Source organism: Streptomyces sp. NPDC001851, from assembly GCF_040297165.1.
GTDB lineage: Bacteria > Actinomycetota > Actinomycetes > Streptomycetales > Streptomycetaceae > Streptomyces.
In genome coordinates, this window is sequence record NZ_JBEOYR010000003.1 from 338,655 (window position 1) to 359,953 (window position 21,299).

The window sequence follows — 21,299 nt, forward strand, 5'->3', positions numbered from 1 at the left end:
ACGGTCCCCCCTCGGTTCCCCCACCTCTAGGGTTATCCAACGGCTCCCGTCTATTCACCCGTCCGGGCAGGCGCTCGGAGTGAACCGGGGGAGCGGAAGGGGGCGCTTTCGCCTGGCGATCTGTCCCGTCGATCACCGCGCACCTACCGTCGGGAACAGGGCACGTCGGTAAGGGCGGGAGGTACGGCATGGCGGGACGGGGCCCGCGCACCGGAAGCGGTCGCGGGGCTGCGGCGGACGGCACGGGGGAACCGGCGTACGGCGCTCGACGGGAGGACCGGGGCCGGGGGCACGGCAGGGACCGCACGGCTGCCGGGGCCGGGGGCAACGACACCGGGTACACGACCGGCACCGCCGGCAGCTGCCGCACCAGCAACCCTGCGGGCACCGCATACACCACCGGTACCAGTGGCATCGGCAGCATCGGCAGAACCACCGGAACGACCGGCATCGGCAACACCCCGCACCCCGCCGCCCCCACAGCCGGCCCCGCCCGGCTCACCGGCGACGGCCCCGGCCCCGGTCCCGACCCCGCCCTCGTCCAGATCCGCGACCTCGCCGGACGGCCCCGGGGCGTCGGATTCCCCGCCGATCACCAGGGGACCCTGCTCACCAGCCATGAGGCCGTCGACGGTCTGCCCCAGCTCGTCCTGCGTACCGCGGACGACCACACCTGTGTGGTGGCCGCCGACGCCGTCACCCCACTGCCCGCCCTCGACCTGGCCCTGATCCGCACCCAGGGCCTGGGCCTGGAGCCACTGCCGCTGACCGCGCGGGAACGCATCGACGCCGGTACGTACGTACGGGTCCCGGCGGGCTGCTGGCGGGAGGCACGGGTGCTGGCCGCCACCGAGGTGACGTACACCGCCACCGACCGCTTCCACCTCGTCCAGGAGGCGCTGGAGCTGGCCATCGGCACCGCCGGCCAGGACGCACTGCGGCTGGGCGGCGGGGCGGCCGGGGGACCGGTGCTCGACGCGGGCACCGGCGCGGTGCTCGGCGTCCTCGGCACCGCCCTGCACTCGGCACAGCGCGACACGGGCTTCGCGGTGCCGCTTCGACCCGCCGACGGCCCCCTCGCGGAACTGCTCGCCCGCAACGCGGCCACGGTGCCCGCCTACGGCGCCGACCTCAACCTGGCCGGCATCCTGCAGCTGACCGCCACCTCGGCCGGCCAGGACAGCCCCCGGAGCTTCCTCGCGGGTGCCGTGGGACCGGTCGAACGGGGCGATGCGGTAAGCGAGTTGACGGCCTTCACGGAGGGCGATCGCACGGTGCTCGGGCTGGTCGGCGCCCCGGGCAGCGGCCGTACGACGGAACTCGCCGCGCTCGCCGCACGGCGGGCCCGCGGCGAGCGCCCCGCCCCGACGCTCTGGCTGCGCGGCGCCGACCTGGAGGACGCCGACGGCTCCGTGGCCGACGCGGCCCGCCGCACCCTGGAACGGGCCGCACGGATCATCGCCGCCGCCCGCGCCGGCCACCCCGCCGACCTGGGGGACCTCGGCCCGGAACGCCTGGCCCGCCTCGCCGCACGGGCCGGCCGCCCGCTGCTGCTCCTCCTCGACGGCCCCGAGGAGATGCCCCCCGTCCTCGCCCACCGGCTGCCCGAGTGGACGGCGGGAACGGCCGCCTGGCTGCGGGAGACCGGCGCACGTCTGGTGGTGGCCTGCCGGGAGGAGTACTGGGAGCGCGCGGGGGCGGAATTCCCCACCGACCTGCTGTACACCCCGCCGTGCCCGGCCCCCGCCACAGCCTCGCCCATGCCGGCCGTTTCCACCTCCGGGACCACTGCGCCGGAGGACGCACCCGCCCCCACCGAGCACGCCCCCAGCGGGCCCACCCCCACCCTCCCGCCCCACCTGCGCCTCCCCGACCTCACCGAGGACGAGGCGCGTCTCGCCCGGGCCCGCTACTGGATCCCGGACGGGGTCCTCGCCGAGCGCGAAGCCCGGCATCCGCTGACCCTCCGCCTGTTGGCCGAGGTCCGCGCCGCCGTGCCGGACATGCCGGTCACGGGGCCGGTCGACCGGCACGAGGTGTTCGCGGCCCACCTGGACCTGATGTGCCTGCGGATCGCGGTCCGGCTCGCCGCCGGGAGCGGCCTGCGCGGCACGGCCGTACGCCGGCTCGCCGCACGCGTCGCCGGGCAGGTGCACGAGGCCGCCCGGCGCAGCCTCGGGCCCGGCCAGGGCGAGCTGGACCGGGAGTCCTTCGAAGCGGTGTTCCCCTGGGGGCCTGCCCCGGCCCGGCTGGGCGGCGGCGCCGGCTGGGCGTCCGCCGTCCTCACCGAGGGCCTCCTCGTCCCGGCGGGCCGCGGCTACCGCTTCGCGCACGAGGAGCTGGCCGACTGGATCCAGGGCCTGCACCTCGACCTCGACGAGGCCCTGCGCGTCCTGGTCCACCGCCCCCGCGCCGACCGCGCAACCGCTCCCGTGCCGGTGCCGCACCACCGGATCGGCCCCGTCGTGCAAGCCCTGCTGCTCCTCGCCCGGCAGTACGGAGAACACCGACTCGCCGCCCGGCTGCGGGACTTGACGGACGCCCTGGACCGCGATGCCGGCTCCTGGTGGGCTGCCCGGCTGCTCGCCCGCACCCTGCTCCAGGTCCCGGACGCGACCCCGTACACCGAGGTGCTGCGGCTGCTCGCCGACCGCGTCGTCGACTGGCGCCGCGCCCAGCGGCCCGTGCCTGCCGAGTTCGGTCCCGCCTTCTGGACCGAACTGCCGGTCCGCGACACCGAGCGGCTCGATCTGCTGCGCCGTCTCGTGCTGGCCGACCAGGCGCCCCCGGAGGCCGGCGAACGCTACCTGGACGCCGTCGCCCGGCTGCTCGCCGCCGCCCCCGCCGTCGTACAGCCGGGGCTGACGCGCTGGTTCGACGACGAGCGGCCGCTGCCCGCGACGCCGCACGCCACCGTCGCGACCGCCGCCCAGGCACTGCTGCACACCCACCGGCACGGCGCGCTGGACGACCTCACCGAGATCCTGGTGGCGAGCGCGCACCCGCGCGCCGACGAACTGCTCACCACCCTCGCCGAGGACGAACCGTCGGCCGTGTGCCGGGCCGTGGACCGCTGGGCGCACGACGAGCGCCCCGCCCGCCGGGTCGCGGCCGTGGCCTTCGGGCTGCGCGCGGCCCCGCACGTCCGCTCGACGGCCGACCGCGAGCTGCTGCGCTACGCCGCCCTCGCCCTGCTCGCCCGCCCCGCCGACTGCACCCTGCACGGCGGCGCCCTCGCCCTGCTGGTCCTCGACCCGCACACCCGCGACCGGCACCTCACCGCGGCCCTGCGGCACTTCGCCGACGGCGACCCGCAGTTCCCGCCGGGCGCCCTGGCCCCCGCCCTGACCATCCACCCCGAACCGGTCCTGGAGGCCTTCCGCGCCCGACTGCGCGGCCCCCACGCGCGCGAGGCACTGGGCACCCTGACCGACGTCACGACCCCGGCCCTCGCCCGCCGCGTCGCGGCCCTGATCCGGGAGGCGGTACGGCTGCACCCGGCCACCGCCGGACACGTCGCCGCCCATGTCGACCGCCGCCTCGCCCAGGGCCCCACCACCCGCCCGGTCCTGCTGCCGCTGGTCACCGGCCTGCTCGACGACGCCCCCGAACAGCTGCGGACCGCCCTCGCGACCGTCCTGGCCGCCCCCGGCACCGCCGCCTCCCGCCCCCTGCGCCGCGAACTGCTGGAGTTCCTGCTCGCCCGGGAACAGGCCGCCTCCGTCCTGGACGCCGTCCTGCACGCGGCGGCCGCGCACGGCTACGGCGACGGCGGTGCGGAGGGCGGTGGAGGCGCCGATGGCGGGGGAGACCGGGAGGGCGGGGAAGACAGGGAAGCCCGGGAAGACGGGGAGGGCTGGGAGGAGGAGGCCCGCGGGCTCGTCCACCGCACCGGCCTGCTCCTCGTCCGCACCCCCGAGGGCGCCACCCACTTCGACCGCGGCCTGGTCGACCTGGGCCGGCACGTGCCCGGCTTCGCCGCCCGGATGGCCCGCTGGCTGGCCGCCGCCCCGGAGGACTGGGCCGCCGTGGTGGGCCCCAGCACCCGCCGCATGCTGGAGAACCTGGCGGGCCCGCGCGTACCGGCGTGAGCCGCCGGGCCGAGCGGTGAACGTGCGCCCGGTCACAGCCCTGGTACCGATGCGGGCCCGGGGCACCCGGCATGGCACCCTTAGACCTGCACAAGAGGTCAGGACAGACACGGACACGGGTTCGAGGAGCGGTCACAGTGCAGCGCTGGCGTGGCTTGGAGGAGATCCCCCAGGACTGGGGGCGCAGCGTCGTCACCATCGGTTCCTACGACGGCGTCCACCGGGGCCACCAGCTGATCATCAAGCACGCCGTCGACCGCGCCCGCGAGCTGGGCGTCCCGGCCGTCGTGGTCACCTTCGACCCGCACCCCAGCGAGGTCGTCCGCCCCGGCAGCCACCCGCCGCTGCTCGCCCCGCACCACCGCCGCGCCGAGCTGATGGCGGACCTGGGCGTGGACGCGGTCCTCATCCTCCCCTTCACCACCGAGTTCTCGAAGCTCTCGCCCGCCGAGTTCGTCGTGAAGGTCCTGGTGGACAAGCTGCACGCGAAGGCGGTCGTGGAGGGCCCCAACTTCCGCTTCGGCCACAAGGCCGCCGGCAACGTCGACTTCCTCGCCGAGCAGGGCAAGACCTACGACTTCGAGGTCGAGGTCGTCGACCTGTACGTCACCGGCGAGGCGGGCGGCGGACAGCCGTTCTCCTCCACCCTGACCCGCCGCCTGGTCGCCGAGGGCGACGTCGAGGGCGCCCGCGAGATCCTGGGCCGCCCGCACCGCGTGGAGGGCGTGGTCGTGCGCGGCGCCCAGCGCGGCCGTGAACTGGGCTTCCCCACGGCCAATGTGGAGACCCTCCCGCATACCGCCATCCCCGCGGACGGTGTGTACGCCGGCTATCTGCACGTCGAGGGCGAGGCCATGCCGGCCGCGATCTCCGTGGGCACGAACCCGCAGTTCGACGGCACCGAGCGCACGGTGGAGGCGTACGCCATCGACCGCGTCGGCCTCGACCTGTACGGGCTGCACGTCGCCGTCGACTTCCTCTCCTACGTGCGCGGCCAGGCGAAGTTCGACTCGCTGGAGGCCCTGCTGGAGCAGATGGCCGCGGATGTGAAGCGGTGCCGGGAGATCGTCGCCGCGGAGGCGTAGGTCCTACGCGGCGCGTTCCCCCGCTTCTCCATTCCTCCATTCCGCCATTTCTGCATGGCGAAGGGCGGCCGGTGCGAAGAACGCACCGGCCGCCCTTTTCCGTGCTACTGCTGCGGCGGCTGCTGCCCCTGCTGCGGAGGCTGCGGGTAGCCGTAGGGCTGGCCAGGCTGCTGCGGAGGGTAGGGCTGCTGCTGACCCGGCGCCGCCTGCGGGTAGGGCTGCTGCTGACCCGGCGCCGCCTGCGGGTACGGCTGCTGGCCCGGCGCGGCCTGCGGGTACGGCTGGCCCTGCTGGGGCGGGTAGGGCTGCTGGCCGGGCGGATAGGGCTGGCCGGGCATCGGCTGACCCGGCATGGGCTGGCCCGGCATCGGCTGGCCCGGCATCGGCTGGCCGGGCATGGGCTGACCGGGCATCGGCTGGCCCGGCATGGGCGGGGCGGCCACCGGCGGTGGGTTGCCGTCGCTGGTCCACAGCCCGTGCGACTGCTGGTGCCGTACGAAGTCCTCGGCGACCAGCGCGGCGAGGTTGAAGTACGCCTCGCGCGTCCGCGGCCGCATCATGTCGAGGTCGACCTCGGCACCGGCGGCCAGATGCTCGTCGAAGGGCACGACCACGACCCCGCGGGTCCGCGTCTCGAAGTGCGACACGATGTCCTCGACCTTGATCATCTTGCCGGTCTCGCGGACCCCGGAGATCACGGTGAGGGACCGCGAGACCAGGTCCGCGTACCCGTGCGCGGACAGCCAGTCCAGCGTCGTACTGGCGCTGCTCGCACCGTCCACGGACGGCGTGGAGATGATGATGAGCTGGTCGGCGAGGTCGAGCACCCCGCGCATGGCGCTGTACAGCAGACCGGTGCCCGAGTCGGTCAGGATGACCGGGTACTGCCGGCCGAGCACGTCGATCGCCCGCCGGTAGTCCTCGTCGTTGAACGTCGTCGAGACGGCCGGGTCCACGTCGTTGGCGATGATCTCCAGCCCGGAGGACGCCTGCGAGGTGAACCGCCGGATGTCCATGTACGAGTTCAGGTACGGGATCGCCTGGACGAGGTCGCGGATGGTCGCCCCGGTCTCCCGGCGCACACGCCGCCCGAGCGTGCCGGCGTCCGGGTTGGCGTCGATGGCGAGGATCTTGTCCTGCCGCTCGGTGGCGAGGGTGGAGCCGAGCGCCGTGGTGGTCGTGGTCTTCCCGACGCCGCCCTTGAGGCTGATGACCGCGATGCGGTAGCAGGAGAGCACCGGCGTGCGGATCAGCTCCAGCTTGCGCTGCCGCTCGGCCTCCTCCTTCTTGCCGCCGATCTTGAACCGGCCGCCCGCCGCGGCGGGCCGCCCGCTCTTCGCCTTCTGCCTCTTGTTGTTGAGCAGTCGGTCCGAGGACAGCTCCACGGCGGCGGTGTAACCGAGCGGCGCCGCACCCGGGTTGGTCGGCTGCCGCTGGTCGTGCTGAACGGGCTGCGGCCACGCGGCACCGGACCGCGGATCGACCGGCGCCTGCGGGAACCCGTATCCGCCGGGCTGTGCCTGCGCGTTGGGGTTCGCCTGCGGGGCCGGTGCCTGCGGGAACCCGTATCCACCGGGCTGCGGCTGCGGCTGCGGCTGGGCGTTGGGGGTGCCGGGCTGCGGGAAGCCGTAGCCGCTCGGCGCGGGGGGCCCCGCCGGGGCCGGCTGCTGTCCCGGTCCCGCCGCCGGCTGACCCGGCTGCGGCGCCGCCGCGGGCGCTCCGACCTGGTTGCCCTGACCCGGCTGACCCGGCTGACCCGGCTGGTTCCAGGCGGCGGGGGCGGGCTGCGGGGCCTGGGGCTGGAACGGCGGCTGCTGTCCGGGCATACCGCCGGGCCCCTGCGCGGGCGCCGGCTGCGGCTGCCCCGGCATCGGACCGGGCTGCTGCGGCGCGGGCTGCTGCACGGGCCACTGGGCCGCCGGAGCAGGCGCCGCGGGCTGGTAGGAGGGCGGCAGCGGGGGCACCCCGTTCTGCGGCGCGGGCGGAGGCGTCCAGGCGGGCGCGGCGTCCTGGGGAGCGGGCGGTACGGCCTGGGGAGCGCCGGGCTGCGGGGTGCCGTGGGGCAAGCCGCCCTGCGGCTGGGCGCCGGTCTCCGGCGTGCCCGGCTGAGACGTGCCGTCCTGGGGGGTGGCGTCCTGGGCCGTGCCGTTCGGGCCGGTGGCGTCCGTCGGTATGGCGTCCTCCGGTTCGGAGGCGCCGGCGGACCCGGCCTCATCCGACTCGGTGTCATCGGCCGTGACGGCATGGGCGGAACCAGCCCCGGCACCGGTGGTGCCCCCGGCCTCGGCACTGGTCTCGCCCTCGGCCCGGACCGTGCTCTCGGCCTCGCCGTCGCCCCGCTCCTCGGCCCCGTCGGCGTCGGAGGTCTCAGCCTGCCCGGCGTCCCCGGAGCCGTCGGAGACAGCGGCAACTACCCCGGGACGGTCCTCCGCGGCGGCCCCGTCTCCGGACTCCTCGCCCGCCGGCTCCGCGGAGCCCTGCGGTGCTGCGGCGGCATCCGGCGCGGACTCCTCGGGCACGGTGCCCTCGGCACCGGCGGACGGCGTGGCCGCCCCGTCGCCCGCAGCCGTACCGGCGACCTCGGCGGAGCCCTCGTCGCCGGACCCGGCCTCCTTAGCGGCTGCCGCCGCGCGCTCGGCGATCTCGGCCATCTCCCGCTTCAGGGCCACGGCGGAGAACCGCATGGTGGCCCCGCTCTCCAGGTCCCCGTTGGCCGTCTCCGGCTCGACCGGCACGGGCGGCGCCACGGCCTCCGGCTGCACCTGCTGGACGGGCTGCGCCTGCTGGACGGGCTGCGCCTGCTGCAGCTCGAATTCGTCCGGCAACTTCTGCATCGGCACGGGATTCCCGACGGGCGGCATGGGCGCGGCGTAGGGCGTGGAGTGGGGAGGCGGGAGCGGGGGAGCGTACGAAGTGCCCTGCGGGGGCGCGAAAGAAGCACCCTGCGCCGGTGCGGAGGGAGTGCCCTGCTCAGGCGGGTGCGGAGTTCCCTGCGGCGGGGTGCCGGCGGGCTGGGCGGTCGGCGGCGGAGTCGGTCCGGGCGCCGGCGCGTCCGACGAGAACGGCGGAACCGCGGGAGCGCCGGGACCGCCCGCGTCGGCGGATCCGTTCGCCCCGAAAGCCCTCACGCCATCCGAGCCTTCTGCCGAACCGGCGGAGCCGGACGTACCGGACGCGTTCTGCGTGTACCAGGCTGGGGGAGCGTAGTCGATGGTGAACTCACCGGTGGTCTCGACGGCCTCCGCGTCGGGCTGGTCATCGCCGGGTGTGGCCCAGCCCCCGCGCATCCCGTCCCGATCGCTGCTCACAGTTCCTCCTGGTGTGGTCGAGCACCCTCATGCCGTGCGGGGCGACCATGTTGTGTGTCGTTCCGAGTCGCCCGTGGTCGTTCGGGGCAGTCCGATCCGGCGGTCCTCCCCCTGGGACACCGACGACCAGTCCACGGGTCGTGCCATCGCGCCCGCTCCCAGCCTAATCACCACGAGCCGTACCTCGGCAGGGCCGCCCACCTCTGAGCACGTGTACGCCGGGTCACGACACGTCCCGAACTGCCTCCCGCGTCTCGTGCCTTGCCGGAGGCATAAGGGAACAATCGACCGCCACGGGACGAAGGGGGAATGCAAAGGGCGCAACATAAGGGACGGTGAGGGTAAATCAGTCCATCCGGCGCGGCGTGCCCAGCAATCCGATCTCGGCATCGGTGGGTTGGGTCATCACGTACTGCCGGTCACGGTCCGTGCACCACAGGGTGACGCCGTCGGGCAGCGCCGGCAGCGACTCCACCTCGGTACGGGTCAGTCCCATGGTCCGCCCCAGCTCCGCCGCCTCGTCCGGCGAGACCCGCTGGATGCCGGCGAGCCGTGCCTGCCGAAGCAGCCGGGGCGCCACCGGGCTGAGATACGGCAACAGGGTCAGCACCGACTGCCAGGGCCCGGAGACCACACGTCCGCGGGGCGGACGCATGCCGCAGTCCCGCACCACCAGCACGGGTGTACCGGCCGAGGCACCCTGCGGCGGCACGCGGCCGACGTCGTACACGGCCAGGCCGTTCTGCCCGCCGCCCATGGCGTGCACCATCTGCATCCAGGCCTGCGGCCGGCCGGTCTCCACCGCGACGCGGGCGCCCGTGGCCGCCGAGCGCAGCGCCAGCACCTGTGCCGTCCACAGGCCGCCGATCAGCACGACGTCGTAAGCTGTCGGCCGGTTGATGCCCAGCACCGCCGGCTGGCCCTCGGCGTCGACTCCGGCCACCACGCCGTCGTCCCCGATGGGCAGGGCGAGCGCCTCCAGTTGCTGCACGGGCAGTCCGTGCCGGCCGTGCCGGGGACCGAGCAGGCCCAGACCGTGCCGCAGCAAGTCGCCCGCCCCGCGCCGACCGGACCCCGCCGGTGCGTCCGTGCCCGGCGCCGCGGACGTCGTCGGAATCGTCGTCATCGCGCACCTCCGAGGGGCAGCGTGGCCAGCATGCCGGGCAGTTGCTCACGGTCGAGGCGGGCCAGGCCGGCGCCCGACTGCCGAGCGGCGTTCTCCATCGCGTGACGCGCCGTCACGAGTTCGTCGTCACTGCGTCCGGTCACCCGCAGATGCGCGGACAGGGAAACCTCCTGCCGCTCGCCCTGCGCGAGGGTGAGACTGAATGTGGTCGCAAGGGCCGGTATCGCCGTGACCCGGGCCACGAACTGCGGCAGCGACTCGCCGCCGGCGCCGCCGAGTTGGGGCCAGCGCCTGACCCAGTACGTGGTGTGCCGCCGGTTGTCGCAGCGCCAGCTGCGCCCGGACTCCTCCGTGCGCCGCTCCCGGCTCTCGCTGCGTCCCGCGTCGGCGGTGACCAGCGGATTGGCGCACGCCGAGGTGGCCAGCGCGGCGATCAGCTCCTCCTCGTCGAGCACCCGAGCCCGGAACCCGGCGCCGGTCAGGCGGCTCGCCAGATGGGCCGCGGTCCGCGCCACGCACCTCTGCGCGCCCAGGAGACCGCCGCCGCGCGCGGTGACCGCCTCCGCGCACAGCTCGGGATCGAGCTTCAGCGCGATCCAGGTGATGCGCACGGCCGGGGCCCCTGTCTGCTCCTGCAGCGGCAGGTAGTTGGCGACGGCGACCGACTGCTGGGGCAGATGCAGCGCGGGGGCCGGCTGGGTGTGCAGCACGATCTGCGCCGACTCCAGCCGTATTCCATCCACTTCGAGGGCGTCCCGCACGAGGGAGACCGGCAGTGGCTGCCGGCTGCGCTCGGCCCGCAGCGCGGTCGCGTCGGCCTCGACCTGGAGCACCGCCGTGAGAAAGGTGCCGTCACCGACGATGCCTACCGGCCGCCGGTCACGCGGCCCGTAGGAGTACGTCCGCAGGGCGGGCTCGCACTCCACGGCGGGGACCAGTCCAGGCTCCGTACCCGGCGGTATCGGGGTGCTCGCCGCGTGCTTCTGCCGGGCCCGCAGCGCCCGCGCGGTGGCGAGCCACTCGGGCAGCGAACGGCCCCGCCGCCGTACGAAGGCGAGCAGGACCAGCGTCAGGGCCACCACCGCGGCCGGCACCAGGGCCATCATTCCGATGGCCAGGCCGACGATCAGCGCGGCGGCCGCCAGCTCCACCAGCACCAGCCGTTGCAAACGGAACGAACCGGCCTGGCCCGGCCGGGGCCTGAGGCTGAGCGTGACCGGCTGCGGGGCCGCTCCGCGCTGGGCGGACGACCCGCGTGGCTGCGCCGCGGACCCGGCGGCGCGGCCTCGTGCCGCCGATCGGCCGCGCGCTCGCGTCCGCGTTCCGGAAGCCATCACGACATCCCCCCGATTTGCTCACAACTCACTGGAACCAGGCCACTGAACAAGGCCCTTGAGGGCCCAGGTACCCTACCCGCTCCATGAGACCCGCTCCGTACCAGGCATAGTAGGGGCCGGGTCCGACAACGGACGGCGGGGGAGCGTTGTCCCGGGCGCGCTCCGCCTGAGACACGGGGAGAAACAGGCACAGATGGCATCTCGGCGGGACCAACTCAACGCCTACACCTTCGCGAAGCGCCGCATGCTGGCCTCGTTCGTGCAGTCCTCGCCGGACGCTTCCGACGAGGGGGCGCCGCGACCGCTGCGTGCCATCCTGCCCGGCGCCGTCGTGGGCGCCGTCGTCCTCGCCGCCTTCGGAGCCTGGGGCATGTTCAAGCCGACGGCTCCGCAGGGCTGGGACACACCCGGGCAAAAGGTGATCATCGCCAGCAAGTCCACCACTCGGTACGTCGTACTGAAGACGAAGGGCAGGGTCCAGCTCCACCCGGTCCTCAACATGGCCTCCGCCAAGCTCGTCCTCAGCAGCCAGAGCGACGTCGACGTCGTCACCGTCGACGAGTCGATCCTCGACAACGGCAAGATCCCGCACGGCGTCACCATCGGCATCCCCTACGCCCCCGACCGGCTGCCCTCCGCGAAGGAGGCCGGCGCCGGCAAGACCTGGGCCGTGTGCGAACGGCCGAGCGGCAGCGGCAGCTCCGTCCAGAAGGCCGCGTTCGTGCTGGCCGAGCGCGACCAGGACAAGACCGAGGGCGCCGGGCAGAAGCTGCACGGCGGCGAACTCCTCTACGTCGCCACCCGCAGCGGCAAGCAGTACGTGGTCGACGCGCGGGGGACGGCGTATCCGGTGGACGCGTCCAACAGGCTCCTGCTGGAGACCCTCGTCGGCGCGGACCGCAAGCCCCAGCAGGTGACCAGGTCGTGGATCGACACCCTGCACCAGGGCGACCCGATCACGTTCCCGTCGATCGAGGGCGTCCCGGGCGCCCAGGCGAACGCCCCCGGCCAGTTGGGCGACGCCAACCGCGTCGGCATGGTCCTCAGGGCAGTGGTCAACCGACAGGAGCAGTACTTCGTGGTGCTGCCCGGCCGGGTCGCCCCCGTCTCCCGTTTCGTCGCCCAGTTGCTCCTGGTCGAGAAGGACCTCGTGAAGCTCGGGCAGGCCGGGCACCCCAAGGAGGTCAGCGCGGGCGCCATCAGCCGGGGCAAGCCGTTCGCCTCCCAGTACAACTGGCCGACCGAGGAAACCACCGCGGTCAACGACGCCTCCACGGCCGACGGCAGCCGCAACACGGTGTGCAACGTCCTCAACCACGTCGACCCCGACCACGGAGCCACCACCCTGACCACCTGGGCGGGCAAGGACTTCCCGGCGGTCCTGCCCACCGGCTCCTCCAGCGCGTACGTCACCGCCGGCTCCGGCCAGCTCTACCGCCAGTTCCAGGGCACCGCGACCAAGGACGGCCCGGTCTTCCTGGTCACCGACACCGGCCTGCGCTACGCCCTGCAGTCCAACGACGACAGCGCCACCGACGACAAGGGCATCGGCATCACCCCCACGCAGCGCAAGCAACTGCAGACCGAGGCCAAGCTGGCGCAGACCCACCTCGGCTACGCCGACGTGAATCCGGCGCCCATCCCCGCCGCCTGGTCGGAGTTCCTGCCGACGGGCCCGCGCCTGTCGACGGCGGACGCCCGCCAGCCGCAGGGTTCGTGAGGGGTACGCCGATGCGGTCCACACTGCGCACCCGTACGCCCCTGGCGGCGGCACTGGCCATCACCGCCTCCCTGCTGGCGGCCCCGGTGGCCACCGCGGACTCCGCGTCCGACCAGTGCACGTTCTCCAAGGAGAACCACAAGTACACCGGCACACCGTGGGCCCTGCAGCGCGTCAACCTCGACGAACTGTGGAGCCAGTCCAAGGGCAAGGACGTGCGGGTGGCCGTGATCGACACGGGCGTCGACACGGCCAACCCCCAGCTGACCCATGCCGTGGACGCGTCCGCGGGCGCGAACTACCTGCCCACCAAGGACAACAAGGGCCAGAAGATCGACGTGGGCAAGCAGGACGGCACGACCGACACGGTCGGCCACGGCACGCGCGTGGCGGGCATCATCGCCGCCCGCCCCATGAAGGGCACCGGTTTCGTCGGCCTGGCCCCCGAGGCCACGATCGTCCCGATCAAGCAGAACGATGCCGAAGGCCATGGCACGGCCGCCAGCCTCGCCAAGGCGATCAGGCACGCGATCGCGGTCAAGGCCCAGGTCATCAACATCTCCCAGGACACGGCGAACGCCTTGCCGCCGGGCGACGACCTGCACAACGCGATCAACGAGGCCCTGAACCACAAGATCGTCGTGGTCGCCTCGGCGGGCAACGACGGCCTCGACGGCAACGTCAAGCCGACGTACCCCGCCTCCTACGAAGGAGTCCTCGCCGTCGCCGCCTCCGACCGCAACAACGAACGTGCGGCCTTCTCCCAGTCCGGCAGCTGGGTCGGCGTCGCCGCCCCAGGTGTCGACATGATCTCGACGGTACCCAAGGGCGGCCACTGCTCCGACAACGGTACGAGCTTCTCCGCGCCGTACGTGGCGGGCGTGGCCGCCCTCATCAAGGCCAAGCACCCCGACTGGACGGCCCGGGAGGTCGTGGCCCAGATCGAGCAGACGGCAGAACGCTCCATCGACGGCCACGACCGCCTGGTCGGCTGGGGCGTGGTGGACCCGGTCAGGGCTCTCACGGAGGACGACCACCCGATCGAGACACCCGTGCCGCACGAGGGCCTCAGCCGGGCCGAGGCTCCGACCCCGGCCCGGCTGGAACTCGGCGAGACGGCGGACGAACGCAACGCCCGCCTGGCGACGTATGTCTCCGTGGGCGTGGTCGTACTGGTGGCCGCCCTCGGTGGGGCGGCGGTGGCGGTCCGCGATGCGCGCAGGAAGGCGATGGCCGGCGCGGGCGAGGCCGCAGCCGTGAAGGATGCGTGAAGGGTCGAACGGCAGTAGCAGAGTTGTCACACAAGTCAGTTGGGGGTGTCAGTTCCGTTGACTAGAGTGGCTGCATTGCGAAAACGAATGCTCGGGGAGTGCGCTTGTACCGGGCAGGGGAGAGGAACGGGGGAGACGCAAGGTGTTGCCTGACGGGGGCGGGAGCGACCTGAGGCGCGGTCTGGATGCACTGAAGACCTTCAAATCACGGGTGGACCACCTTCTCGACACGTTCGAGCGTTCGCCGGGCAGCCCGAAGAAGGTGGCGATGCACAAGCTCACCCCTGCCGCGTTCTGCGGCAAGGGCGAGTTCGCCGAGGCCACAGACCTCCACAGCCAGTACCACACCGTGCACGAGCGCATCAGGTCACTCTCCCAGACCCTGCTGCTGCAGATCGAGGCGATGCAGATCGCCGTGCACGGCGCGGACATCGGGTACGACAAGCTGGAGGACGACCTCCGGCGTCGTTTCCACGAGATCCGGACCGAGATCAACGAGCAGATCGACGAGCAGGCCGAGGCGCAGAAGAGCGACCAGCAGAAGCGCAACGATCAAAACCAGGCCAACACGGGGTACTGATGGGAAGCCACCAAAGCCAGCCGGATCGCTACGAATTGGAACGGGAGCTGGCCAAGGCCGCGATCCATGACGCGGACGCGGAGGGCATCCACCAAGGGCGTACCAGTTTCGAGAAGCACCAGCTGAACGAAATGAAGGACATGGTGGACCTCGCGCATCCAGAGCATCTGGAGGACGTGGGCAAAGCCCTCTGGGACGCCCGGGACGCGATCCTTGCCGCCGCCGACGAACTGTTCGCACACATAGGCCGGGTCGACTGGCACGGTGAGGCAGCCACCGCTTTCCACACGTGGGCCTCCGGCTTCGTCTCCAGCGTTTACACCTTCGCGGACCACGTGGAGAACGTGGGTTCGCAGATCACCGCGGTCAGCACCGGACTCACCTCCGTACGCAATTCCATGCCGCCCCGCGACACCCGGTTGCTCCCCAAGAGCCTCGACGACTTCCCCGTGGTCACCCGGGTCGCCGGCAACAAGGACTACCAGGAGGCCCTGCAGGTCGAGAAGCACCGCCAGGAAGCGATCAACCAGATGAACCGGTTGGCGTCCTACTACGCGGTGAGCACAAAGTCGTTGCAGGCCGGGGCCGATCAGGAGCCCGGGTTCGGGAAGATGCCGGAGATGGGGGTGCCGCGGCCGGCGACGCCCACGGGCGGATGGATTTCCGACGACAAAGGCCAGAAGACCACTTCTCTGGCCCGGACGCCCGAGGCCTCGCGCGGGGGAACAGCCGGACATCACTCCGTCGCTCCCCCGGCCGCTCCTGGTGCGGGAGAGACGCTGGAACCCGTCAAGAAGCTGCACGATGTCCACACGGCACCGGACGGTGGCGCGGACCCGTCTCGGCACGTGGGTACGGACATCGACAGCGTCAACACACTGCCGCCGGACACCATCAAGCCGGTCCCTGCCACACCGCCGGCTGCACCTGCCCCGGGTGGCGGCGGTGGAGGACCGATTCCGCCCATCCCCACGGGCCCCATGCCTCCGAGCGTGGGATTGCCCGTCGGGGCCGGCCGAGTGGGCGGTCCTGGGGGTCCCATCTCGATGCCGCCGCGCATGGCTCCTCCTGTCGATGGATCGGCGCGAGTCGGTGGTGGCACAGGACGTGGACGTATCGGTCCCGTGGCACGGCCTGCCGTGCCCGGCCAGGTGGGGACGCGTGGGCCGTCGCCGGTCGGCAGGGCCCCCGTCGGCAAGGCGCCGTTGGGTGAGGCTCCGGTGAGCAGGGGCCCCGTGGGCAAGGCGCCCGTGGGAGAGGCTCCCGTGGGCAGGGCGCCTGTGGGCAGGGCGCCTGTGGGCAGGGCGCCTGTGGGCGAGGCCCCGGTCGGTCGTAGTGTCGTCGGCGGAACGCCCAGGACCGTAGGCGTGCCCACCGAGCGCGTGGGTGGTACGGGCCCGGCCGGCGCAGCGCGGACCAGCGGTGTCATCGGCGGGAGGCCGACCCAGCCACCCGCGCAAGCCGTGAACGGCACCAGGGTGCCACGTGGCACGGTCGTCGGCGGTGAGACCGCTTCCCGTAACCCGCGAGCCGCGGAGCGGCCCGGGCAGCGCGGGGTGATCAGGGTGCCCGAGCAGGAAGTCGGCGAAGCAGACGCATCGCGCAGGTCTGTGTCGCCCACAGGTGGCGTGGTCGGAACTTCCAACGGCAACGCGTCGGTGGCCAAGAAGGGCGGTCGCGCCTCCGATGAGAACGCCATGAGCCGCACTTCCACGGTCAAGCGAGGCTCCGCTCGGGACGGCGGCAGGAAGCCGTCGCGTCGGCAGCAGGCGCCGGAGACCGAGTAGAACCCGATGAAGCGAGGACGTACGAGAGGCATGTTGTCAGCGAGCACAAGACGAGTGACCGCCGTGTGCGCAGCACTCGGCGCACTGATGGCTCTGCCGGTGGGCCTGGCCCCCGGTGCGGCGGCCGCCGACGTCCAGTCGCAGCAGTGGTACCTGTCGGCCATGAAGGCCGACCAGATGTGGAAGGTGAGCACCGGCAAGGGCGTCAAGGTCGCCGTCATCGACTCAGGTGTCAGTCCGGCTACCTCCTCCCTGAAGGGCCAGGTACTGGTCGACGAGGTGCCGAAATCGGTCGCCTACGGGGCCACCGAGGACTACGGCGGCCATGGCACGACGATGGCCGAAATCATCGCGGGAACGGGTGACGGCGGTGGCCTGAAGGGCCTCGCTCCCGGTGCGAAGATCGTGCCTTACCGGATCGCGCTCAAGCAGCTGAAGAGCAAGGCAGAGATAAAGAAAGCCCCGAAACTCGCAGCGGTGATCCGAGCCGCCGCAGACAGCGACGCCAAGATCATCAACATGTCGTTCGGTGGAGACATCAGCGATGACGACGAAAAGGCGGCAGTGAAGTATGCCGCGTCCAAGGGGAAGTTGATGTTCGCGGGGTCTGGCAACGACGCCCAGTCCACGAACAACAACCTGTACCCGGCGTCGTATCCCTATGTCGTCGGCGTCTCTGCCTCCGACAAGACTGGGACGGTGGGTAAGTTCTCTACCCACGGGCGCTACGTCGATCTCGCCGCCCCTGGTGTCGACGTACCCGAATGGTGTGACGCGACCTTCCGGTCGTACTGCCATCACGGCAACGGAACCAGCATGGCCACCGCCGTAGCCTCCGCCTCCGCCGCCCTCATCTGGTCCGCCCACCCCAACTGGACCGCCGACCAGGTGCTCCGCTCGCTGATCGACACCGCCAGTCGCGACTGGCCCAAGGACACGCCCAGCAACTACCTCGGCTACGGCCTCCTCCGACCGCGCAAGGTTCTGGAGAACCCCCACTACAACCCGGGCCCGGCGAACGTCGACCCGCTGGCCAAGGAGAACTCCTCCGGCAGCGCAGGGGCTTCACCTTCTGGCTCCGCATCCTCGTCGTCGCCCGCCAAGCCCTCCTCGGGCGACGGGTCTTCGGCGACCGCAGCAGCGTCGAAGTCCTCCGACGGATCCATGCCCTGGGTGGCCATAGGCGCGGTCACCGCGCTCCTGGTGATCGGTGGCGCGGCCTTCGCCGTCATCCGGTCACGACGACGCGCCTGACGACTCACAGGAAGGGCGTCACCACCCGGTGACGCTCAGAAAAGACGAAGTACAGCTCTCACGAAGGGGAGTGCCGAAATGGCTGATGGCCGCAAGTTTCATGACGATCACGCACAAAAGCTCCAGACGAACGTCATCGACCGGTACGAGTCCGTCAAGAAGCAGCTCGGCAGGCTCCAGGGCACGATCGACATGATCGAGGCCAACTGGACGGGGCACGGAGCCAACGCGTTCAAGGGGAAGCAGCACGAGATCAACCAGCACATGGCAGCCATCGGGCACATGCTCGAGGACTTCCTCGACGGCATCAGCCTCAACAAGAGCGACAAGCACAAGCTTGAGGACGAGCTCCACTCGACGATCACCAAGATCGAGGTTGACGCCGGCGGGAACACCTCGGCACTGAATCTCTACTGACGGACCCAAAGGAAGAGGAAGACATGACCGGCACACCGCACTACCAGGACCTGTCCGTCAAGTACGGCACCCTGGACGCGCTGGCAACGGAGCTCGGCAACGTGGCCAAGCAGCTCGAGGACGACCTGACTGCTCTGAAGAAGGGCGTTCTCGACGTGGCCGAAGGCTGGGGCGGCGAGGCGTACGAAGCCTTCCACCGCAAGTCGAAGAAGTGGGACCAGCACGCCAACGGCATCCACCAGGCGCTGCTCTCGATCACCCAGCGCGTCCACGCCGCCGGCGGTGACTACCGCGGCGGCGACCTCAAGGGCGCCAGCTACTTCGAGTGAGGCACGCGCAGTCATGACAGCGGGGGTGGGCACGCGCGGGAGGTGCCCACCCCCGTTTCTCACTTTGGCGCGACAGGTCAACTGAGCACATACGGGGGCGATTGTCCGTGACGGAGTCATCACAAGCGCACGCGGCCGGCAGCGCACACCCTGTCGGCATGCGGCTGAACCAGTTTCCGGCCGATCAGACAGGGGCCGCAGGACCTTCCGGGCTGGCCGGAGGGCAGTTGGACCTCGTGTCCTCTCCGGCCCAGAACCGAGCCGCGGCCCAGAAGATCGAGACGGACATCGAACCTCAGACCAAGGACGCCGGGGCCGCGGCGGACCACGACACCAACACAGCGGTCAAGGCCTTCCAGCCCAAGGACGGAGACGGCTGGCTCACGTCGGCAGCCCTCAAGAGCGCCCACGAGACGTGGGGCCACCAGGTGGGCAACCTGATGAACCGGTTGTCGTACGAGAAGTCCGCGCTGCGGGGCAACGCCACGCTGCAACACGGCACAGACATCGGCGTGGGCTCCGGCCTTCGCGGGATCTCCGCGTTGGACCGGCTCTGACGGCAACAGGCACACACAACGGGGAAAGCATGCCGACCTACCACGAGATCATGAATACGGACCTGTCCGCGCTCACCACGGCCGCCGACAGCTGGGACGGCATGGCGAAGAAGTTCCATGCACAGGAACTCGCCTACAAGCGTGACGTGCACGGCATCACCCTGACGCAGGTGGGCCTCAGCGTGGCGGCCGCCAGCGCCCGGTTCCAGGTCACTCTGAAAGAGTTCCAGAGGGCCCAGACCGAGGCCAAGGCCGTCGCCTCCCTTCTCCGCGAAGCGCACACGCAGTTCACGAGCCTGCGGGGCAAACTCGAATCGGCCCGCAAGGACGCCGTGAAGGCGGGCATGAAGGTGTCCGACCAGGGTGTGGTGTCCTTCGACACCGAGAAGCTGAGCAAGGCCGAGCGCACCGCCTGGGTGCACGACCCCGACTATCAGGACAGCGTCCGCAAGTCCGTCAGCTCCTGGCAGCAGCTCATCGACCAGAGGGTGAAGGACGTCGGCGACGCCGACGCGGACGTCCAGCGTGCCCTGACGGCCGTGGTGGTCGACAGCGACACCGGTGACGGTGTCGTGGGGGGCTTCAACGGGCAGGCCAAGGGGAACATCGCCGCGTACCCGCCACAGAAGGACGTGGGCACGAAGCCTGACGGGAACGGCGGATTCAAGCTGACCGGGCCAGGTGTGGGTTACAGCGTCAGTGGCGACCCCAAGTACGGCAAGGAGGGTTCGGCCAAGGTGTACGCGGACCTCTTCCACTTGACCTGGAAGGGGTCGCACACCGACGGTGCCTGGAAGCTTTCGGGGATAGGCGACGTCTACGGCGGCGCCAGGGCCACCGCGAACTATGGATTCAGCGACAAGGGCGTCAGCGGTAAGGCTGAGGCATCCATAGGAATACGGGACCTGGAGGAGGTCCGGTTGGACTACGGCGATCTGGGCGGTGTCTACGGGCGTACGGACGGATTCGCGGGTGCCGAGGTCGGCGTCACCGCCAAGGCGACCAAGGACGAGGCGACCGTCGGCGTCAAAGCCTTCTACGGGGCGAAGCAGAGCGTTGCCGGCGGCGTGGAGGTCGCAGGGATCGGTATCGGGGGGTCGGCCGAAGCCGGGGTCGGTGAAGGTACCGATGCCTGGATCGGCTGGAAGCACAAGAACGGTGTCTGGAAGTTCGGCGGCAGAGGGTTCGCCGCAGCGGCCGTGGGCGGGGGTGGAGGAGTCGAGATCACCGTCGATACGCACAAGTTGGGCAAGGCCGTCGACAGCGCGGCTGACGCGGTCGGTGATCTCGCCGGCTCCGTCAAGGACACCCTCGGCGGGCTGCTCTGATCTGTTCCACCATGGAAGGAGGGCCTGAGTGCCCACGACACTGCCGGTGCCGATCGAGTTCCGGTTGCCCGAGGGCTGGCTCCCCGCCCGTCCCGAGGGGACCGCCGACCCCGGAGTGGCCTTTGCCGCAGTGCATCCCCACCCGGACGCAGGGTTCGCTGCCAACATCACCGTCGACGGCGGGCTGCCCCTGGACGGGGTGACACTGGCCGATCTCGCCGACGCGTCGGCCAGGCGCCTGGACGAGGCCGCCGAGTCGGTCACGGTGACCGACCGCCGCGAGGTCGGCTCCGCCGACGCGCCCGCCCTGACCCAGAGGCTGGCCTTCTCGGCCCTCGTCGGGCAAGCGCGCCGCGACCTCGTCCAGTCCCAGGTGTACCTTTCCCTGGTGGACGTCGAGGACCCCCACCGCCGCGCGCTGATCAGGCTGGCTCTGACGGCCACCGCGGCGCAGCACGACGCGGTGCTGCCGGACTTCCAGGAGTTCGTCCGCACCGTTCGCGCGGACACCACGGCCGAGGCGTGATGATGGGCCGCCTCCGGAACAGTTGGGCCCGCTACCGGGATCGGCGAACCGGCACCAAGTATCCCGAGAGCGGAGTCGTACCGCGGCCCGCCCAGGAACTTCGCGCCGCGTTGCTCGCTCTCAACGAGGCGGAGGTGCCGTTCCGCGTGCGCAACGCTTCGGGAGCGGAGAAGGCGGACCTGGTCGCGGAGTGGCAGATGGTGCTGCCCTACTACGGCGACGCGTTCTCCGCCAACGAGGTGGAGCGGACCATGAAGACCCGGATGCGCTTCGTTCACGCCACGCGTGAGGTACATGCCCTCGACGAGGTACGGGAGGTGGCCTTGGTCGGCAACCCCCCGCGGCGGGGTCTGTCGCGCCAGTGGAGTCGCGGACCGTACGTCCAGCGGCAGTGGACGTACGAGCGTGGCCCGGACGGCCGTCGGCACAAGGTCATCCAGTTCGACTCGCGGACCATGCGGGACCCCCTTCGGAAAACGGTCCTCGAAGCCGGATGGACCTGGCGCGGAGTGTTCAAGCTGTGACCGGACGCCGGTGAGCCTGGACGCACGGAGTCACGGCCGCGGCTTGTTCACCGCGTTCG

The 21,299-nt window shown here is 71.8% G+C and carries 16 protein-coding genes; 12 read left to right on the forward strand and 4 right to left on the reverse strand.

What is annotated here, in order from left to right; all coding sequences use genetic code 11:
- Positions 1 to 188 precede the first annotated feature (188 nt).
- Together ABT171_RS06530 and ABT171_RS06535 are read left to right on the forward strand one after the other, a co-directional pair.
- The gene (locus tag ABT171_RS06530) at positions 189 to 4,091 is read left to right on the forward strand and encodes a serine protease (RefSeq protein ID WP_351240444.1); all 3,903 of its coding nucleotides are present in this window, start codon (positions 189 to 191) and stop codon (positions 4,089 to 4,091) included.
- Positions 4,092 to 4,228: 137 nt separating this feature from the next.
- Positions 4,229 to 5,176, forward strand: a complete 948-nt coding sequence (locus ABT171_RS06535) for a bifunctional riboflavin kinase/FAD synthetase (protein WP_351240446.1) — start codon at positions 4,229 to 4,231, stop codon at positions 5,174 to 5,176.
- Between the two features lie 104 nt (positions 5,177 to 5,280).
- Here the strand turns inward: ABT171_RS06535 and ABT171_RS06540 are convergent, their stop codons facing one another.
- The 3 genes from ABT171_RS06540 to eccE all read right to left on the reverse strand — a co-directional run bounded on the left by ABT171_RS06540 (position 5,281) and on the right by eccE (position 10,944).
- Complete coding sequence (locus tag ABT171_RS06540) at positions 5,281 to 8,484, reverse strand: SCO5717 family growth-regulating ATPase (protein WP_351240448.1); 3,204 nt, start codon at positions 8,482 to 8,484, stop codon at positions 5,281 to 5,283.
- A 346-nt stretch (positions 8,485 to 8,830) separates the two neighbouring features.
- Complete coding sequence (locus tag ABT171_RS06545) at positions 8,831 to 9,610, reverse strand: hypothetical protein (protein WP_351240450.1); 780 nt, start codon at positions 9,608 to 9,610, stop codon at positions 8,831 to 8,833.
- Positions 9,607 to 10,944 (reverse strand): type VII secretion protein EccE, encoded by a 1,338-nt coding sequence (eccE, locus tag ABT171_RS06550; RefSeq protein ID WP_351240452.1) that lies wholly within the window; start codon positions 10,942 to 10,944, stop codon positions 9,607 to 9,609. Before eccE ends, ABT171_RS06545 begins: the two co-directional genes overlap by 4 nt.
- A 196-nt stretch (positions 10,945 to 11,140) precedes the next feature.
- On the opposite strand from eccE, the gene eccB reads away from it, so the two are divergent.
- The 3 genes from eccB (at position 11,141) to ABT171_RS06565 (ending at position 14,518) form a co-directional block, all read left to right on the forward strand.
- A complete protein-coding gene (gene eccB / locus ABT171_RS06555) occupies positions 11,141 to 12,667 on the forward strand; it encodes a type VII secretion protein EccB (RefSeq protein WP_351240454.1) in 1,527 nt (508 codons plus the stop codon).
- An 11-nt stretch (positions 12,668 to 12,678) separates the two neighbouring features.
- Positions 12,679 to 13,938: a type VII secretion-associated serine protease mycosin gene (mycP, locus tag ABT171_RS06560; protein ID WP_351240456.1), complete on the forward strand. Its 1,260-nt coding sequence runs from the start codon at positions 12,679 to 12,681 to the stop codon at positions 13,936 to 13,938.
- A gap of 142 nt (positions 13,939 to 14,080) precedes the next feature.
- Entirely contained in the window at positions 14,081 to 14,518 is a 438-nt protein-coding gene (locus tag ABT171_RS06565) for a DUF2563 family protein (RefSeq protein ID WP_503074091.1), read from the forward strand.
- Here ABT171_RS06565 and ABT171_RS06570 read toward each other — a convergent pair.
- Positions 14,491 to 15,027, reverse strand: a complete 537-nt coding sequence (locus ABT171_RS06570; protein WP_351240460.1) for a hypothetical protein — start codon at positions 15,025 to 15,027, stop codon at positions 14,491 to 14,493. The genes ABT171_RS06565 and ABT171_RS06570 overlap by 28 nt on opposite strands.
- 1,365 nt (positions 15,028 to 16,392) lie before the next feature.
- Here ABT171_RS06570 and ABT171_RS06575 point away from each other — a divergent pair.
- The 7 genes from ABT171_RS06575 (at position 16,393) to ABT171_RS06605 (ending at position 21,240) form a co-directional block, all read left to right on the forward strand.
- Complete coding sequence (locus tag ABT171_RS06575) at positions 16,393 to 17,559, forward strand: S8 family serine peptidase (RefSeq protein WP_351240512.1); 1,167 nt, start codon at positions 16,393 to 16,395, stop codon at positions 17,557 to 17,559.
- A gap of 78 nt (positions 17,560 to 17,637) precedes the next feature.
- Positions 17,638 to 17,976: a WXG100 family type VII secretion target gene (locus ABT171_RS06580; RefSeq protein ID WP_351240462.1), complete on the forward strand. Its 339-nt coding sequence runs from the start codon at positions 17,638 to 17,640 to the stop codon at positions 17,974 to 17,976.
- A 23-nt stretch (positions 17,977 to 17,999) separates the two neighbouring features.
- A complete protein-coding gene (locus ABT171_RS06585; protein WP_351240464.1) occupies positions 18,000 to 18,305 on the forward strand; it encodes a WXG100 family type VII secretion target in 306 nt (101 codons plus the stop codon).
- 236 nt (positions 18,306 to 18,541) lie between these two features.
- Positions 18,542 to 18,862 (forward strand): hypothetical protein, encoded by a 321-nt coding sequence (locus ABT171_RS06590; RefSeq protein WP_351240514.1) that lies wholly within the window; start codon positions 18,542 to 18,544, stop codon positions 18,860 to 18,862.
- A 29-nt stretch (positions 18,863 to 18,891) separates the two neighbouring features.
- Complete coding sequence (locus ABT171_RS06595) at positions 18,892 to 20,190, forward strand: hypothetical protein (protein ID WP_351240466.1); 1,299 nt, start codon at positions 18,892 to 18,894, stop codon at positions 20,188 to 20,190.
- 28 nt (positions 20,191 to 20,218) lie between these two features.
- Positions 20,219 to 20,716 (forward strand): hypothetical protein, encoded by a 498-nt coding sequence (locus ABT171_RS06600; RefSeq protein WP_351240468.1) that lies wholly within the window; start codon positions 20,219 to 20,221, stop codon positions 20,714 to 20,716.
- A gap of 146 nt (positions 20,717 to 20,862) precedes the next feature.
- Positions 20,863 to 21,240: a hypothetical protein gene (locus tag ABT171_RS06605; protein ID WP_351240470.1), complete on the forward strand. Its 378-nt coding sequence runs from the start codon at positions 20,863 to 20,865 to the stop codon at positions 21,238 to 21,240.
- Positions 21,241 to 21,299 lie beyond the last annotated feature (59 nt).

Coding starts and splice junctions, on each gene's coding strand:
- ABT171_RS06530 (WP_351240444.1), top strand. CDS start 189: ATGGCGGGACGGGGCCCGCGCACCGGAAGCGGTCGCGGGGCTGCGGCG.
- ABT171_RS06545 (WP_351240450.1), bottom strand. CDS start 9,610: ATGACGACGATTCCGACGACGTCCGCGGCGCCGGGCACGGACGCACCG.
- eccE (WP_351240452.1), bottom strand. CDS start 10,944: ATGGCTTCCGGAACGCGGACGCGAGCGCGCGGCCGATCGGCGGCACGA.
- eccB (WP_351240454.1), top strand. CDS start 11,141: ATGGCATCTCGGCGGGACCAACTCAACGCCTACACCTTCGCGAAGCGC.
- mycP (WP_351240456.1), top strand. CDS start 12,679: ATGCGGTCCACACTGCGCACCCGTACGCCCCTGGCGGCGGCACTGGCC.
- ABT171_RS06575 (WP_351240512.1), top strand. CDS start 16,393: ATGGCTCTGCCGGTGGGCCTGGCCCCCGGTGCGGCGGCCGCCGACGTC.
- ABT171_RS06580 (WP_351240462.1), top strand. CDS start 17,638: ATGGCTGATGGCCGCAAGTTTCATGACGATCACGCACAAAAGCTCCAG.
- ABT171_RS06585 (WP_351240464.1), top strand. CDS start 18,000: ATGACCGGCACACCGCACTACCAGGACCTGTCCGTCAAGTACGGCACC.
- ABT171_RS06595 (WP_351240466.1), top strand. CDS start 18,892: ATGCCGACCTACCACGAGATCATGAATACGGACCTGTCCGCGCTCACC.